Source organism: Corynebacterium sp. AOP36-E1-14 (genome assembly GCF_052377495.1).
Lineage (GTDB): Bacteria > Actinomycetota > Actinomycetes > Mycobacteriales > Mycobacteriaceae > Corynebacterium.
On the sequence record NZ_JBQSWV010000042.1, the window covers coordinates 1 to 16,264 of the forward strand.

The 16,264-nt window shown below is 62.9% G+C and carries 15 protein-coding genes and 3 tRNA genes; 14 read left to right on the forward strand and 4 right to left on the reverse strand.

Translation table 11 applies throughout. The annotated features are described in order from the left end of the window. Positions 1–669: 669 nt before the first annotated feature. The 8 genes from ACT3TD_RS13900 to ACT3TD_RS13935 all read left to right on the forward strand — a co-directional run bounded on the left by ACT3TD_RS13900 (position 670) and on the right by ACT3TD_RS13935 (position 7,549). A complete protein-coding gene (locus ACT3TD_RS13900) occupies positions 670–1,794 on the forward strand; it encodes a hypothetical protein (RefSeq protein ID WP_444638056.1) in 1,125 nt (374 codons plus the stop codon). Positions 1,795–1,817: 23 nt separating this feature from the next. After that, positions 1,818–2,300, forward strand: coding sequence for a HigA family addiction module antitoxin (locus ACT3TD_RS13905; RefSeq protein ID WP_444615127.1), 483 nt, complete (start codon positions 1,818–1,820; stop codon positions 2,298–2,300). 295 nt (positions 2,301–2,595) lie between these two features. Further along, positions 2,596–2,958, forward strand: coding sequence for a hypothetical protein (locus tag ACT3TD_RS13910; RefSeq protein WP_444615129.1), 363 nt, complete (start codon positions 2,596–2,598; stop codon positions 2,956–2,958). Further along, positions 2,959–3,480 (forward strand): hypothetical protein, encoded by a 522-nt coding sequence (locus ACT3TD_RS13915; protein WP_444615131.1) that lies wholly within the window; start codon positions 2,959–2,961, stop codon positions 3,478–3,480. It abuts the gene before it with no gap. An 11-nt stretch (positions 3,481–3,491) separates the two neighbouring features. Then, the gene (locus ACT3TD_RS13920) at positions 3,492–4,148 is read left to right on the forward strand and encodes a hypothetical protein (protein ID WP_444615133.1); all 657 of its coding nucleotides are present in this window, start codon (positions 3,492–3,494) and stop codon (positions 4,146–4,148) included. Positions 4,149–4,150: 2 nt separating this feature from the next. Beyond that, positions 4,151–5,713, forward strand: coding sequence for a hypothetical protein (locus tag ACT3TD_RS13925; RefSeq protein ID WP_444615135.1), 1,563 nt, complete (start codon positions 4,151–4,153; stop codon positions 5,711–5,713). 369 nt (positions 5,714–6,082) lie between these two features. Next, the gene (locus tag ACT3TD_RS13930) at positions 6,083–6,349 is read left to right on the forward strand and encodes a helix-turn-helix transcriptional regulator (protein WP_441579713.1); all 267 of its coding nucleotides are present in this window, start codon (positions 6,083–6,085) and stop codon (positions 6,347–6,349) included. 198 nt (positions 6,350–6,547) lie between these two features. After that, positions 6,548–7,549, forward strand: a complete 1,002-nt coding sequence (locus tag ACT3TD_RS13935; RefSeq protein WP_444615141.1) for a tyrosine-type recombinase/integrase — start codon at positions 6,548–6,550, stop codon at positions 7,547–7,549. Between the two features lie 54 nt (positions 7,550–7,603). Here the strand turns inward: ACT3TD_RS13935 and ACT3TD_RS13940 are convergent. After that, positions 7,604–7,680 (reverse strand) — tRNA-Ile (locus ACT3TD_RS13940). A gap of 205 nt (positions 7,681–7,885) precedes the next feature. On the opposite strand from ACT3TD_RS13940, the gene ACT3TD_RS13945 reads away from it, so the two are divergent. The 3 genes from ACT3TD_RS13945 (at position 7,886) to ACT3TD_RS13955 (ending at position 9,806) form a co-directional block, all read left to right on the forward strand. After that, positions 7,886–7,957, forward strand: a tRNA-Asn gene (locus ACT3TD_RS13945). Between the two features lie 220 nt (positions 7,958–8,177). Then, the gene (locus tag ACT3TD_RS13950) at positions 8,178–8,462 is read left to right on the forward strand and encodes a hypothetical protein (protein WP_444615137.1); all 285 of its coding nucleotides are present in this window, start codon (positions 8,178–8,180) and stop codon (positions 8,460–8,462) included. Positions 8,463–8,849: 387 nt separating this feature from the next. Beyond that, positions 8,850–9,806 carry an SRPBCC family protein gene (locus ACT3TD_RS13955; RefSeq protein WP_441579711.1) on the forward strand — a complete coding sequence of 319 codons (957 nt, stop codon included), beginning with the start codon at positions 8,850–8,852 and terminating at the stop codon, positions 9,804–9,806. A gap of 52 nt (positions 9,807–9,858) precedes the next feature. On the opposite strand, the gene ACT3TD_RS13960 is transcribed toward ACT3TD_RS13955, so the two are convergent. The 3 genes from ACT3TD_RS13960 to aceE all read right to left on the reverse strand — a co-directional run bounded on the left by ACT3TD_RS13960 (position 9,859) and on the right by aceE (position 14,018). Then, complete coding sequence (locus ACT3TD_RS13960) at positions 9,859–10,737, reverse strand: serine hydrolase domain-containing protein (RefSeq protein WP_301443322.1); 879 nt, start codon at positions 10,735–10,737, stop codon at positions 9,859–9,861. A gap of 4 nt (positions 10,738–10,741) precedes the next feature. Next, a complete protein-coding gene (locus ACT3TD_RS13965; RefSeq protein WP_301443323.1) occupies positions 10,742–11,095 on the reverse strand; it encodes an acyl carrier protein in 354 nt (117 codons plus the stop codon). A gap of 109 nt (positions 11,096–11,204) precedes the next feature. Further along, a complete protein-coding gene (aceE, locus tag ACT3TD_RS13970) occupies positions 11,205–14,018 on the reverse strand; it encodes a pyruvate dehydrogenase (acetyl-transferring), homodimeric type (protein ID WP_444615139.1) in 2,814 nt (937 codons plus the stop codon). Positions 14,019–14,370: 352 nt separating this feature from the next. Between aceE and ACT3TD_RS13975 the strand changes: the two genes are divergently transcribed. From ACT3TD_RS13975 to ACT3TD_RS13985, 3 genes are all read left to right on the forward strand, one after another. Then, positions 14,371–14,799, forward strand: a complete 429-nt coding sequence (locus ACT3TD_RS13975; protein ID WP_301443325.1) for a DUF3052 domain-containing protein — start codon at positions 14,371–14,373, stop codon at positions 14,797–14,799. Between the two features lie 51 nt (positions 14,800–14,850). After that, positions 14,851–14,923 (forward strand) — tRNA-Val (locus ACT3TD_RS13980). A 626-nt stretch (positions 14,924–15,549) separates the two neighbouring features. Beyond that, positions 15,550–15,816, forward strand: coding sequence for a helix-turn-helix domain-containing protein (locus ACT3TD_RS13985; RefSeq protein ID WP_441579709.1), 267 nt, complete (start codon positions 15,550–15,552; stop codon positions 15,814–15,816). Positions 15,817–16,264: the final 448 nt, after the last annotated feature.

Sequence of the window (16,264 nt, forward strand, 5' to 3'; positions counted from 1 at the left end):
CCGTGGCGTGGCGTCCGTGGGAGTTTCGTGGGAGATGGACGGCCGTTCGTGGGAAGTTGTGTCCAGCTCTGTCCTGGAGCCAATCTAGCGCTGTTGCAGGTCAAGCATGAAAAATCCCCGGTCACGGGGGTGCCGTGCCGGGGCATTTGTGGGGCCAGCGGGGCTTGAACCCGCGACCAGCGGATTATGAGTCCATTACGGGCTTGGAGACCAGCAAACTTTAGGCAAAAAAGATGGCCTGATCACGCTAGTGAGGCGTAATCAGACCATCTTGGCCACAGGCTGTACCTACCAAATACCACCTGGGCAGCATCCCGAACCGAAAGGGATGCGATGCAGGAGCTCTCTGCATGTGCCCAGACTACTGGCAAGACCGGACACCGGTCTACCCGAAGTGAAAAAGCCGTTGAATCGGCGTTGAACAGCGGCGCGGAGCGCCGCCTTGGTACCTCTGAAATAGAAGAGCAGCAGCAGGCGGCTGGTCGTGAGTATCGGCGGCGTCTCTGGGGCACCCAGGCGGCTCTGTGGTCGGTGACGAAGGTGAAGTCTCTGGCGGGGTGTCACAGGTGGCGTGCCCCCGGTGCTCGGGATGCGTCTCTTCAGTGGAGAGGAGAGGGTTCTGCTCGGTGGGCCAGTCTTCAGGACAGTCACTCGGTGTGGGGGTCCCCGGTGTCAGCAGCGAACATCCAGTCACTTCGTACAGCAGAGACCACGACGGCGATCCAGAACTGGACGGAGGAACCGGGCCACTCGGTACAGTTCCTGACCTTGACTCTTAGGCACCGGAAGAGCCAGGGCCTCACGGAACTCTGGGATGCACTCTCGTACTGCTGGAAGGGAGTGACCGGCACGGCAGCGTGGCGTGGTGGCGCTCGGAGTGTCGGGGACAAGGCAGAGTTCGGTATTGAGCATTTCGTGAAGAGCGTCGAGGTCACGGTGGGTAAAAACGGGTGGCACGTGCACATTCACGCGCTGCTGTTGACCCATCGTCGGCTGGCGGAGCTGGAGCTGGTGAAGCTTCGGGGACGGATTTTTGAGCGCTGGTCCAGGGCGGCAGAGCGTAGGGGGCTGGATGCTCCGAGTGATGAGCATGGTGTTGATCTTCGGCAGGCCGGGACCGGTCAGGATGCAGAGGATGTGGCCGGCTATGTCGCTAAGGGCATGAGCCAGTCGTTGGGTGGTGAGGTTTCTGGTGGTCTGGGAAAGATCGCTCGGAAGGGTAGTCGGACACCGTTTCAGGTGTTGGAGGACGTCGGGCTGGCTCAACAACGGGGAGAGAAGCCTGAGGCTGAGGACGTGGCGTTGTGGCACGTCTGGGAGAAGGAGTCGAAGGGTCGTCGGCAGATGACCTGGTCAAAGGGGGCGAAAGACTCTCTGGGTATCGCTGATCTGACGGATGAAGAGTTGGTGGAGGCGGGTGAAGCGGCGGTGGAGTCGTGGACGATCGCCAAGGTTGAACCGGACGAGTGGCGCAAGGTGCAGTCGAAGGTCGATGTTCGGCTGGAAGTGGTCGAAGCGGTGTCGGCAGCGCGGACGGCGGAGGAAGCGGTGAAGATCGGTCACGAGGTGCTGGTGAAGCTGGGTATCGGTCATCAGGTGTGCATGGTTTCTGACCAGGAGGTTGAGGATCGGTGCGAGGACCGAGAGATGGTTAAGGAGCGTTCGGTGAGGGCGAAGCTCGGTCGAGAGGAAGCATGGCGTGAAGGGCTGAGAAAGGCACTTGACCTGGGAAAGGTGAAGAAGCCGGTGCCGGTGAGTGTTGAGCCGGCGTCTGTGCAGTCGGTGCTGTTCTAGGTAGGGAAGAGGAGGTAGTGGAGATGGGTGAGCGGGAAGCGTACGACCGGTTGGATGAACTGGCTCGGAAGACTACTGAGGGGGCACCAGGGCTGATGAGGAGGTTAGGGGCTGAGGAGAGCTTTGGTCGGTATTTTCGTGAGGTCACTGTAGACAACGCGGAGCTGATGGACCGGTTGGCAGGGGTGGAGTTGAGCGAGGAGACTGGTCACTTGGCGACTCCTGGGGAGATCTTGTTCACCGAGTTTCTGGAGCCGTGGGGTATTAGTCAGTCTGGATTGGCTCGTGAGCTGGGGGTTAGTCGGTCGAGGGTGTCGAGGTTGGTCCGCGGGGAGTCTCGTATGACCGGTGAGATGGCGGTGCGGTTGGGTGTGTTCTTCGGGCTGTCGGCTGATTTTTGGATGGGTCTTCAGGCGGAGTATGACCTGTTTGTTGCTCGGCGTGTGGTTGATGCAGGGAGGGTCGGTGGGTGGTCTGGGGTCGGTGTATCTGACCGTCCTGAGTGAAGTGTGACGAACATCACAAAAGATTCTCCGTGAGGTGGCGCTTCGTGGGCTTCAGGGGATGGTGTTCGAATCATCGAGTCTATTGTTCGTTTCTGGCTCAATTTTTCGAACATTGGTCAGTTTTCCAAAATGGACAGGTTGTATCGATCGATACACTTTGTCCGTTTTGAACAGCTCTAGCTTGGCTTATTCGCTCTTACTTCGTTGTCGTTTTGGCATGGTGTTGTTGTCGCCGAGATACGGCGAAACGCAGTTTTGAGTCAGTCACAGAGTGTGACGGAAGGTCGAGGGTGAGATGGCTGGAATTGGAAGTATCGATAGTGTCGATACGGAGACCGTCCATTGGTCGTGCATGGTCGTGGATGTCGGCGCGCATGAGGTCTTTCGTGATGGGGCACGTGTTCAGCAGACCCGAAAAGAAGATGGCATGCCGCGGTGGGCTGTGACGCTTCTGGTGGATCGCCCTGGAAGGTCTGGATTGGAGCAGATGAGCGTCAAATTGTACGCGTCGGCTGAGCCGGAGTTTGTCCCGCAGCAGCAGGTCCGGTTCGTCAACGACCGCATTATTGCGCACCCTTGGGGTACTTCACAAGTGGGTTCGGACCGAACGAAAGTCGGCATGTGGTTCGAGCACGACGGCCTGGAGGCGGTGGACTAGATGCTGTGGCGGGACATCGATATTGAGGATGTGTTGTGCGCTGCTGGTGTTGATTCGCCATCGAATGATCAGCGGCGCGACGTGGAGCTAGTGCTGCGTGAGCACGATTACCGGCTCCGTGAGACGACGATGAAGTTCCAGGTGGGCGGCCAGATCATGCTTCTGGATGTCCACCAGTGGAGCGAGGAGTTGTCACCTGTGGTGCGGGATGCTGTAGAGCGTCGTGTGATGGCTACGGGTGTTGTCGCTCAGATCGCGCGGGTTGGTGAGCGTGAGTGGCTCGGTGTGGTTCCTGGTCTGGCGATTCGGGAGTCCGCGGATGATGCGGACCAGGTGGCCCATCAGGTACGCGATGAAGTGCGGAGGGTCCGCGAAATGCGCGAGCACGAGTTTTGTCGGCTGTATTTTCACTGGGCGTATACGCCTCTTGAGGTGCAGCATGTCCAGGACTACTACGACCTAGTGGATGGTGTCCACTTTGATTATGACGAGGCCACCAAAGCCGTGGCTGAAGAAGAGTGAGGAGACAGAAAATGGATATTCCTAAGCGTTTGTATAAGGACACAGAAATCCGTCGTGAGGATGTGAAGGGAGGAAGTGCGGCTATTTCTTTGGCGGAGCTGGATGTCCTGCCGAAGGCGGAAAATTTCGTTGGTGCGGAGAAGGCTCCCGTGGCCACTTTGATCCCCGAGTTCGAGGGTTGGAGTGCTGTGTACCTAGAGGACCCGTTCGATGACGTCGAGGGGATTCCTGATGTTCTCACTTGCCCGGCTGAACTGACATGGGCGGCTGCTCCCCATGAGTGGTATATGCATCAGACTGCTCGTTTGGTCATCAGGATTGTCGTGCAGTCTGTAGACGGCCCAGCCTGTTTGGGCCTTCGCACCGCGGGCAATGAGACCGTGTCGGCTGATGTTCTAAGCCGAATTGTTGATCGTGTGGTGAGGACACCGAAGGCATCGGAGTTGAAACGCGCGAAGCAGTACCAGGCTGATGGCCTGTTGGATGTGGAAGACAGTGCTACTGCCTTGTTCAGGTTGGCGTTGGAGCTGCCGGGTCGTATTGGTGATCTCGCGCGGACGGTGAAGCGGCGTTCTGAGCCTGAGCGTGATCTTGATCGGGCTCAGTCTCGTAGTGGTCAGGATGTACCGGAGTTCCTGCGTCGTCTCTGGATCGACGTGGAGTCCTGACGATGGCGCTCGAAAGGTTTGAGGGGGGCCGTCCGAGTGCTCGGGATGAGTACCGGGCGGCTTCGGCCTCTGCGGCGGCGAAGGATCGCCGGCACCGGGAGCTCCAGCAGTCCTATGTTGACTACGGTGTTATCTGGTGGCTGACGTTGGGTTTCCGGGTGGTCCGGTGGGTGGTGCCGCGGACCTGGGTCACCCTTGTCTGGGTCATTCTGCTGATGATGTCGTCGATGTTCGCAGCCCTTGCTGTCGTCTCCCTTGTGCTGTGGGTCGGGGCGTTCATGTTTAAGCGGAGCACCGATGCGCCGTTCATCCGGTTCTTCCTCTGTAGCGCCCCGGTGCTCGGTGATGGGTGGCGACTGTACGTCGGTTACCGCCGGCGCAAGATGCTGGAGTTCGGCAACGCCCTGCTACGGGAAGCTCAGATGGTGTCTTGGTCCGACGAACGCGAGTATTTCAGTGTGTATGACTTCCAGCTTGATATCTGGGAATTTGATGTGCCCTTGGCAGGGGCCACCGAGGAGAACGTGGCAGCGAAGATCGAGAGCGCGTTGCCTATCGTCGGGGCCGCGGACTACACCCTGCAGCGTCTCTCTAACAGTGCGTGGTCCGTTGACTTCTTCCGTGAGAAGAAGCGCTCTGCACTGGATGAACCTCGTACGCTGACGGCCCCGCCGGCGGTGGATTGGGACAAGATGGCTGTGGCCGCGTTCTACGACGAGGAGGGTGCACCTCAGTCGCTGTCGCTGTCGGGTACGTCTGGAACGTTGGTTGGTGGTGTCCCTGGTGGTGGCAAGACCGCGTTCATTAACGAGTTCCTGACTCCGCTGCTTATTGATGACCGTGTGAAAGTCACCGTCTGTGACGGTAAAGGTGGCGCAGACTTCGACTCTGTCGCACCGTATGTCGATCTGCTCTGGCAGGACGATGAGGATTTCGACGGGATGATTGAGCTGTTGGAGTCGAAGCAGGCTGTGATGCGTGAACGCATTAAGACCAACAAGCAGCTCACCGGTGAATCGAACTTCTGGAACTCGCCCATTGTTTCCGAACGTCCTGTTGAACTGATCGTCATGGATGAGGTTCAGGCCTGGACCGAGAAGACAGGGCGCCCCAAGGCTGAGAAGGAGAAGATGGAGCGCATTGAGGCGCTCATTCGTGACCTTATCAAGCGTGGCCGGTCTGCCGGTATTCATGTGATTTTGTCCACGCAGAAGCCGGATGCGAACACGATTTCAACCGCGGTGAGGGACCTTACGGGCAGACGCGTGGCGTTCAGGGTGTCAACGCCCCAGATGCGGGAGATGATCCTTGGTCAGACTCCGGATGATGCTGTGTCTCCTACGGATATCCCTGCTGATCGTATTGGTGGGTGTGTAATTGGTAGTGAGACAGGATTGCTTATTCAAGCCCGTGCATATTTCATGTCAGAAAAGTCCATCGAGGCGTATTTGGCGCAGCATGGGACGGTGAAGGAGGGCAACCGGTTTGTGTCTGGTGCCGGCGGTGATGGTGTCGATGGCGATGAGCGGGGCCCTGGTCCTTCCGGTGGCGTGACGAGCTCGTGATCGGCTGGTGTCTGGGTGGTCGTGGACTGTGTGTGGCAGTGGGTGTCCCGGGTGCTGTTGGTGGATCGGGATTGTGGAGCTGTTGGCAGCTCGGAGCGCAGCGGAGGGCTGCCCCGACCGGGCGGGGGAGGGCCGAGCGGAACGCGCGTGCGGAGCGGAAGCGCGTGGAGGGAGGCCGGGAGGCGACCGGTCGGACCTTGTGTGTCTGTTGTCGGTAGTTGTTCGTGTGATGTGGGCTGTTGTCGGTTGTGGAATCCCGGTGCAGCGAAGTGGCTGGGATGGTCCTGGTCAGCGGTGGTCTAAGGCCCAACCGGACGGCAGTCCGGGCGGGAGCCTCGTTGAAGTTAGCGGAAGGAATGTGAGGGTGTCGTGAATCAGACAGAGCAGCCAGAAGCGTTGGTGTCGACCAAGGAGGTGGCCAAGGTGCTTGGAGTGTCCCCGGAGCAGGTGCGCCGGATGTTTGTGGAGAACCGTGAGAGGGGCGATGAACCGGTTCCCCTCCGTTTGTCCGCGGGCAGTCGTGCCCGTCTTCGTTGGCGGATGAGTGATGTTGTGTCGTGGATTGAGGCCCAGGTCTTGGATGTTGATGGACCTGCTGCGCCGCAGGGCGGCGGTTACGCGGAAAAGCTTTGGTGACGACCCGTGAGTGTTGAAAAGCGTGTGTCTGATCGTACCGGCAAGGTGTCGTGGCGGGCGATCATTTGGGTGGGTGGTCGTTCGGCTGTGTCCCAGACGTTTCGTCGGCGTCAGGACGCCGAGGCGTTTGAGCGTGAAGGGTATCGGCGGCTGGAACGTGGTGAGGGGCTTCTGGACCCTGTTGGGGCGAAGAAGTCCGTGGCGTGGTGGGCTGATAGGTACACCGCTTTGCATTCTGATGTTGCCCCTGCGACGGTGCAGCGGGAGGACTCGTTGCTGCGGACCCATGTCCTCCCGAAGTTCGGGAGGCTCCCGGTAAGTATGCTCCGTCGTTCTGATGTGCAGGCATGGGTGAATGAGTTGGCGAAGCGTCGGTCTCCGAGCACTGCTCGGCTTGCTCTGGGTGTCCTGCGTGGTGTGTTGCGCGTGGCGGTGGATGATCGGGCGCTGGCGGTAAACCCGTCAGAGAAGATCACCGTTCGTGGTGTGAAACCGGGTAAGCCGCGTGTGGTGTCCCATGAGCAGATCGCCGGACTGGTGAAGGCAGTTCCGGCGAAGCAGGACGAGGCCCTGATTCTGGTGTTGGCGTATATGGGGCTTCGTTGGGGAGAGGCCGCAGCTCTGGTGTGGTCTGATCTTGTCTCTGATGGTTTCGTGGCCTCGGTGTCGAAGGCCGTTCGTCGTGGTGATGAGTCCTATATGGAGGTGGGGCCGACGAAGACGCATCAGCGTCGTGTGGTCCCGGTCCCTGAGCTGGTGAGGGTGAAGCTCCTTGAGCTTTGGTCGGAGCGCTATGGCGATGGTTCTGCGTTGAAGCAGTGGCCTGAGGTGGCCCCGTGGGGCAGGGAACTGGTGTTCATCAGTTCTGTGGGTGGAGAGTTGTCGAACGCTAACTGGCGTAATCGGGTGCTGATCCCTGCCTGCGAGCAGGCGGGCATTGAGCCGGCGGCGACCCCTCATCAACTTCGTGACTCGTTCGCCAGCCTGTCGGTGGCGGCAGGGGCTTCGATCGCTGCGGTGTCGAAGAACCTGGGTCATGGGCAGGTCAGCACCACCCTTAGGCACTACATTGACGTCTTGCCGGCCGAACAGGCCGCTGTCGCGGTATCATTGAACACAGCAGCCGCAGCGGCGGCATCCAGGGTCCCGACTCTCCTACCACTTCCCGAATCAGGGGATGAGAGCAGTGATCCAGAGTAGAAACAGTGATCTAGAAGAACCGAAAAACCGATGCTGACCAGGTGTTCTTAAGTTTGGTGGGGCCAGCCGGGCTTGAACCGGCGACCAGCGGATTATGAGTCCGCGGCTCTAACCAACTGAGCTATAGCCCCGTAGGCACATTTAAGCACACGGCGATGAGCCCTCCGGGCAGGTGCCCCTTGGTCGCCGAGGGGGTTCTCCGCCCGTGCCGGCGCCCGTGAGCAGGGTGCGGCGAACACCGGTGTCATTGCAGGTGAAGGCACTGATTTGATCCTTCGCGCCACGCTCTGTAAAGTTCCATTCCGTTGCAGGGCAGAGCATGCCCCGCCGACATAATCCTCCATAGCTCAATGGCAGAGCATTCGACTGTTAATCGAAGGGTTGCTGGTTCGAGTCCAGCTGGAGGAGCATCTAACCCCAGGTAGTGCGACCAATGGTTGTGCCACCTGGGGTTCTTCGTTTAGTTGCTTCGCTCAGCCCAACCAGCAGGGATCCAGGTTGACGGAACCGGCAACTCCTACTGGTCTGCCCCAGTAGTCTCGTCGTTGTCACGTTGAAGTAGGACCTCGCTCCTGCGGGGTACCGCTCTTATATCCGGGGGTTCACCGTTTCTTCCTTCATTCGATCCGTGTTCATCGCTCTGGGCGCGGGTGTCGCCCTGACCGTGGTCACTGTTGTGACGTACACAGGCGTGCTTCCCGGGTCGGCGGTACTCAGCCAGATCTTCGGAGTTGCCTGGCTCTGGAGCTGGTGGGGCTATCTCGTTGTTCGCCTGGTCGACCGGCAGGCCCGACCACTTCGTGCCGCGGTGCTCGGCGCAGCGTCCACCGGAATAGCAGGCGCGACGTACTACCCGGTACAGCTGGCACTAGGCACGCTGGAGGACTTCGCAGTCGAAGCCGTTGCGTACTGAACCCTCACGGGTGTGGCCGTGGGATGCGTGACCGGGTTGTGCGCCGGCCTGCAGCGTTCAGCACGCCCACTGGCTGCGCTCGGCGCCGTCGGCGTCGTCCTGGTCTCCAGCTACGGATTGTGGATTTCGGCACAGGGGCTGATCGGACCGGCGAGTATCCAGACTCCTGGGACGGATATCGTCGCGCTGGTAGTGATGATCACCCTTCACGTGCTCTTGGTCGTGTGGGTGCTCGCAGACCTTCTCCGGCACAGCCCCGCGCCCACAGGAACTGAGGCCGTCCCCGCTGAACGTGAGTTGAAGCAACGCAACGCGTGAGTCCGTTTGGCCCTGTTCCAGGCCTGTGCGCTGTGCATATACTGGACCTCCCGCCTAAGGAGCGTCGTCATGCCTGTCAGAACCGTCAGTATGAGACCGGAGACCTCGAGCATCGAGATCACCGGCGACTACCCCGTCTCCCCGTCCCGTCTCTGGAACGCCTACGCGGACCCCTCGCAGCTCGAACGCTTCTGGGGACCACCGACCTACCCCGCCACCGTGGTGCGCAACGACATGGCCGTCGGCGGCCACACGCACTACTACATGACCGGTCCGGAGGGGGACACCTCCCACGGGTACTGGTCCTTCACCGAGGTCCACGCACCACACTCCTTCGTGGTGACGGACGGTTTCGCCGACGCGTCCGGCAACCCCAACACCGACGCCCCGGAGATGACGATGTCCTTCCGGTTCGACGCGACGGAGGAGGGCGCGACGGTGACCATGGTGACCTCCTTCGCCAGCTCCGAGGACATGGACAAACTCGTGGGCATGGGCATGGCGGAGGGTCTGGAGGCAGCTATGGGGCAGCTGGACGGCGTCCTCGCCGACCCGGACTCCGCCGCGCCCGGGACCGGGACGCAGCTGACGGTCATCTCCGACACCGTCGTGCGCATCACCCGGGTATTGGCCGGCGACGTGCGGCACGCCTGGCGGGCGCACCACGATGCGGACGTCCTGCGCAGGTGGCAGCTGGGCCCGGACGGCTGGTCGATGCCCGTGTGCGAGGTGTCCAGCACCGTCGGGGAGTCCTACCGCTTCGGATGGCAGCAGGACGCCACGCCGGACGCCACGCCGGACGCCTCAGCGACCGCCGAGCCCGCCCCGGCGTTCGGCTTCACCGGCGAGGTCCTGGAGGCCGAGGAACCCTACCGCGCGGTCACCACCGAGATGATGACCGACGGGGAGGGCACGCCCGTGCCGGACGGCCCGGTGACCCGCAATGAACTGTCCCTCGCCCCGGTGGCGGAGGGTACGCTGCTCACGCTGCTGATCACTACCCGGGCGTCGCGGCCCGGGACATGATCCTCGGCACCGGCATGGTCGACGGCATGGAGACGAGCTACGCCCGCCTCGATCAGCTGGAGGTCTGAAGCGCGTCCCACAGGTCGTCGTTGAAGCCGGCCCAACGTTCCTTCGCCCACGGGCCGAAGGCACGGTCGGTCAGCACCACGGCGGCCTGCCCGCTGGGACGGTGGAACCACAGGAAGGTGCCGGACTGACCGAAGTGCCCGGCCACGTCCTGAGGCATCGAGGAACCCACCCAGTGCGGTGACTTGGTGCCGTGGATCTCCACGCCCAGCCCCCAGGGGCACGGCGTCTGGCGCCCGTAGCCCGGCACGATGCCGTCCAGGTCGGCGAACTGTGCGGTGAGCGCCTCGTCCCAGGTCTGCCCGGAGATCAGGGTGGGGGAGAGGAACTCGGCGGCGATGCGTGTCATCGCCGCCACGGTGGCGCTGAAACCGTGCCCGGCCGAGCCGGAGAGGTCCAGGTCGGCCTCCGGGATACCCAGCGGCTCGCACACGGCGGCGCGCGTGTAGTCCACAAAGTCGATACCGGTGGCGGAGACGAGGTCGGCGAGGATCTCGTATCCGGCCGAGGAGTAGATCCGCCGCGTCCGTGCGGGCTTCTCGCGTTCCCGCGAGCTCATACCTACGCCGGAGGCGTGGCTGAGCAGTTCACGCACGGTGGCGTCGGACGGACCGTCCACCGTCGCACCGTATTCGGCGACGACGTCGTCGACGGTGTCGTCGAGGGCGAAGGCGCCCTCCTCGACGGCGATCAGGACGCTGTAGGCGGTGATCAGTTTGCTCACGCTGGCCAGCGGGAACAACCGGTCGACATCCCCGTGGGTGGCCGTACCGCCCGGGGCGAGGAGGCCGGCGGCGACGGTGTCGACCGGCCAGGCGTCCACCGCGGCGAGGATGTCGGCGCTCGCGGCGTCTTGCGCTGTCATGGACCTACGCGTCCGTGGTGGAGCGGGCCTCCACGAACCGGACGATGTCACGCACCGTGCGCGCGGAGTCGAGGTCCTCCTCCTCGACGCGCACGCCGAAGGCGTCCTCGATGCGGATGGCGATGTCGATGCGCGAGACCGAGTCGATGTGGAGGTCGTCGGTCAGGTCGCTGTCGGCGCTGATCTCCTCGACGTCGACACCGGTGGCGTCCTCGATGATCATGGAGATCCTGGTCACCGGGTCGACCGAGGCGCTGCGGGCGTTGCGCGCGGGGCGTGACCCCTTCGCGGCATCGTCGGCAGGTTCCCCGCCGAGCTTCTCGGCGAGCTTGTCTCGGGCATCCGGTGAAATCTCCACGGACATCCACCTTTCTAGAGGGTCGTGCGGTCCCGTCACTGTCGGGGACCACTTTACCAATCAGGTGGATGGAACCCGCTTGCGCCTGCTCAGGCCAGATCAGGCCAGATCAGGCCTTGGTGGGGTCGGTCAGGTTCAGTTCCTCGGCGGCGTCGTTGACGTCGTCCCAGGAGACCTTGCCCTCGCGTGCCAGGGAGGCGAGCACGGCGACCACGATCGACTCGGCGTCCGAGTTGAAGAAGCGGCGTGCCGCGGCACGGGTGTCGGAGAATCCGAACCCGTCGCAACCCAGGGTGGTGTAGTCGCCGGGGACGTAGGCGCGGATCTGCTCGGGCAGGTCCGCGGCGAAGTCGGAGACACCGATGAACGGGCCGGTGGCCTTGTCCAGCACCTCGGTGACGAACGGCTTCGTGGTCTCCGCCGACGGGTGGCGCAGGGCCTCGCGCGACAGCGCGGCACCCTCACGCGCCAGCTCGGTCCAGGACGTCACCGAGTACAGCGACACGTTGACGTCGAACTTCTCACGCAGCATCTCCTTGGCGCGGATCGCCTCGGTCACACCCACGCCGGACGCCAGGATGTTGGCGACCAGGTCGGTCTGCGGGGCGGCTCCGACGTCGCCGGCGGACTGCTCGCCGGTGCCGATCAGACGGTCGGCCGGGGAGTAGAGGTAGATGCCCTTGAGCAGGCCGTCGACGTCCAGGTTCTCCGGCACGGCCGGCTGGTGGATCGGCTCGTTGTAGGCGGTGAGGTAGTAGATCACGTTCTCGCCCTGGCCGTCCTTGCCGGCACCCTCGCCGTACATGCGCTGGATGCCGTCGCGCAGGATGTAGCCGATCTCGAAGCCGAAGGCGGGGTCCCAGGCCACGACGGCCGGGTTGGTCGCCGCGAGCAGCAGGGAGTGGCCGTCCATGTGCTGCAGGCCCTCGCCGGTCAGCGTGGTGCGTCCTGCGGTGGCGCCGATGAGGACACCACGCGCCATCTGGTCGGCGGCGGCCCAGATGCCGTCGCCGGTGCGCTGGAAGCCGAACATCGCGTAGAAGATGTACAGCGGGATCATCGGCTCGCCGTGGGTCGCGTAGGACGTGGCGGCGGCGGTGAACGAGGCGATGGAGCCGGCCTCGTTGATGCCCTCGTGCAGGATCTGGCCGGAGGTGGCCTCCTTGTAGGACAGCATCAGGTCGGCGTCCACCGGCGTGTAGTTCTGGCCGTGGTTGTTGTAGATCTTCAGCGTCGGGAACCAGGAGTCCATGCCGAAGGTGCGGGCCTCGTCCGGGATGATCGGCACGAGGCGCTTCTTGATCTCCGGGTCACGCATCAGGTCCTTGAGCGCGCGGACGAGCGCCATGGTCGTGGCGACCTCCTGCTTGCCGGAGCCCTTCAGGACGCTGCGGACGCCGTCCTTGACCTCGGGGACCTTCAGCGGCGTGTAGGAGTTGCGGCGCTCCGGCACGGCACCGCCGAGCTCCTCGCGGCGCTCGAGCATGTACCGGACCTCCGGGGAGTCCGGACCGGGGTTGAAGTACGGGGGAAGGTACGGGTCCTTCTCCAGCTCCTCGTCGGAGATCGGGATCTCCTGCTTGGTGCGGAACTGCTTGAGGTCCTCCAGGGCCAGCTTCTTCATCTGGTGGGTGGCGTTGCGGCCCTCGAAGTTGTGGCCGAGACCGTAGCCCTTGATGGTGTGGGCCAGGATGACCGTCGGCTGGTCCTTGGTCTCCAGTGCGCGCTTGTAGGCGGCGTAGATCTTGCGGTAGTCGTGGCCACCGCGGCGCAGGGCGAAGATCTCCTCGTCGGTCATGTCCTCGACGAGCTTGGCGGTCTCCGGGTTCTGCTCGAAGAAGTACTTGCGGACGTAGCCGCCGTCCTTGGCCTTGAAGGTCTGGTAGTCGCCGTCCGGCGTGGTGTTCATGACGTTGACCAGGTCGCCGTCCTTGTCCTTGGCGAGCAGGTCGTCCCACTCGCGGGCCCAGACGACCTTGATGACGTTCCAGCCGGCACCGCGGAAGAAGCTCTCGAGCTCCTGGATGATCTTGGTGTTGCCGCGGACCGGGCCGTCGAGGCGCTGCAGGTTGCAGTTCACCACGAAGGTCAGGTTGTCGAGGTTGTAGAGGGCGGCCTGCTGGATGAGGCCGCGGGACTCCGGCTCGTCCATCTCGCCGTCGCCGAGGAACGCCCAGGTGTGCTGCTGGGAGGTGTCCTTGATGCCACGGTCGTTGAGGTAACGGTCGAAGCGCGCCTGGTAGATGGCGTTCATCGGGCCCAGGCCCATCGACACGGTGGGGTGCTCCCAGAAGTCGGGCATGCCGTGGGGGTGGGGGTAGCTGGGCATGCCGATGCCGGGCTTGCTCTTTTCCTGGCGGAAGGCGTCCATCTCCTCCTCGGAGAGGCGGCCCTCGAGGAAGGCGCGGGCGTAGATGCCGGGGGAGGCGTGGCCCTGGAAGAACACGTGGTCGCCGCCGCCGGCGTGGTCCTTGCCGCGGAAGAAGTGGTTGAAGCCGACCTCGTAGAGGGCGGCGGCGGAGGCGTAGGACGAGATGTGTCCGCCCACGCCGATGCCGGGACGCTGGGCGCGGTGGACCATCACCGCGGCGTTCCAGCGGATCCAGCGGCGGTAGCGCTTCTCCATGTCCTCGTCACCGGGGAACTCCGGTTCCATGGTGGTGGGGATGGTGTTCACGTAGTCCGTGGACAGCAGCGGGGGCATGGGGACGCGCTTGGCGGAGGCGCGCTCCAGCAGGCGCAGCATCAGGTAACGGGCGCGGTCCGGGCCCGCGTCGCCGAGGAGACCGTCGAGGGAGTCCATCCACTCCTGGGTCTCGTCAGGGTCGGAGTCCCGGAGATAGGACGCGACGCCATCGCGGATGGTGCTGAAATTGCTGTCCGACTTGTCGGACTTGGGTGACCTGCTGGACGCAGATGTCATGACGCTCCTCCTGGGTACGGGAAAGGACTTGGCCCGCGGTCCTGGACTGCGGCTGCGGGGCCTGTCGACGGTCTGTCACTGTTCGATACTACGGAAGACCGGGGTAGGTATTTACAGCGCGATGCCGGGCAAGTTGGCCCACCGCCTAGCCATGACCAGATACTTCCCCTACTATGCAGGGGAGATCAGTGCCTTGATCTGCGGGTGTCGCGCCAGGCGCGGCCCGCGCGGGCTCGGGGCAGTGCCCGGATGGTGAAATACGCCACTCGGGGGATCGTCACGAAGCACCCTCCTTGGGGGTGCAAGAAGTAATGGCACCAGAAATATCAGAGGAAAGGTCAGGGAACCGCAAGTGGGAGACGCCTCCGGCGCAGCAGTGCACGAAGGACAGGACTGGGCAGAGTTGTTGGACGTGTCCAACGGCCAGATCGTGCAGGAGCTCGGTTGGGACGAAGACGCCGACAGCTCCATCAGTGAGGGACTCGAGGAGATCATCGGAGAGGCTCTCCTCGACGAGGAGACCGACGAAATGGTCGACGTCGTCCTGCTGTGGTGGCGCCACGATGACGGCGACCTCGTCGACGGACTCGTCGACGCGACCAGGAACCTGGGGGAGTCTGGCCGTATCTGGCTGCTGACCCCGGCCGCAGGCACGCCGGGGACGGTGGAACCGGGCGAGATCGCCGAGTCCGCCCAGGTCGCCGGCCTCGTCCAGACGATCTCGACGCGCCTCGGCGCCTGGCAGGGGGCCTGTCTGGTCCCCGGCGGGACGAAGCGCTAGAGTTCTACAGGTTCCCGACGGTCGGCCCAGGAGTGGCCGCGTGGGGATGACGCGCATTTAGCTCAGTTGGAAGAGCAGCTGGTTTACACCCAGCAGGTCGGCGGTTCGAACCCGTCAGTGCGCACAACAGATAAGCAATGAACAGCCTTCTTGCCGGTTCTGAGGGTGTTGGTTTTCTCTCCGGTCAGTCCATCTACCGTGTAATCTACTGACCTGCCGACCCGGGCGGGACGCTCCGGGATAGTTCACAGCTCCCGCAGGGTTGCGCTCTGCCACCCGACGGAGCCAGCTGGTTTCCCTCCATTGTTGTTCCGGGTTAACAAGCAGAACCGTGACGCCGTAGTTGTAGTTCTCCGTCGGGTCATGGATTTACGCTGAGACAGTCAGACTGCCGATAGCGATGTGAGCTCGGCGGTAATTGTAGTAGCGCAGCAACAGCTCGTACACCGCCTCGCGGTTCGCTTCGCTGAAATACGGCGTCGCGTAAGTCTACTCACCGACCAGCGTGCGGTGGAATCGCTTGACCTTGTCGTTGGTCTGCAGCTGGCGCACCCGGATGGAACCTTTCCCCGTTCATGTCGTGGAAGCAACACCTCAGGCCCTGACAGAACCTGGGGGTCTACCTGCCACGAGGAGCCATAGTCGATGACCATGATGGTCACTATGTTCAGACGCCACCCCGACCAGTCAATCGCCGCTCTGCCCTAGCTGAGGATCAAGGGCCGTGAGCAGCACAACTTCCGGGAAGGGATGTGGATCCGGTGCCTGCTCTATGACGGTGACAGTCTTCGCACCATCGCGACCAAGACCGGGCGCAGTGCGTCAGTGATCAGCAGGGAAATAACCCCCAATGCCCGCAGCAGTGGTGTTAATGACCCCCACCACGCCGACGACACAGCCGAGCATCGTAGAAAGCGCCCCAGCAGCGCAAAGGCGCCCGATCGCCACGGCTACCCGCCTGGATCGGCTTCGATCTATCCCGAGGGATCGGGCCTAAGCGCCTGGCCGAGCGGCTGAAACAGAAGGCTGCTGGCAGCATCGGAAACACGGACTTCTGTTCGCACCCCACCACGCACACTGATCCGCGGCTCCCAACCGGCGAATTCGCCCCGGGTACAGGCGGGGAAACCATCAGTCATGAGGCGATTTACCAGTACACTTACGCCATACCCATCGCCACACTGAAAGCCCACGGTATCCGCCTACCGCACAAGCGCCATCGTCGCCGACCGGCAGGAAAAACGCCAGTCACGGCGCACTCCGATCGTTGGGATGAGGCAGATCTGCACTGGGCCCGCTGAGGTTGCCGGCAGGGCCGTTGTCGGGCACTGAGAGGGGGCCTGGTCATCGGGTGTAGCGACGCTGGCTGAGCGCACCAGCCCCTTTGTGATCATGAAGGCACTGACACCGGGGAAAGATTCCGGAGGGCTGCCCGACGTGCTGATGGTATCCGGCCTGAACGGGG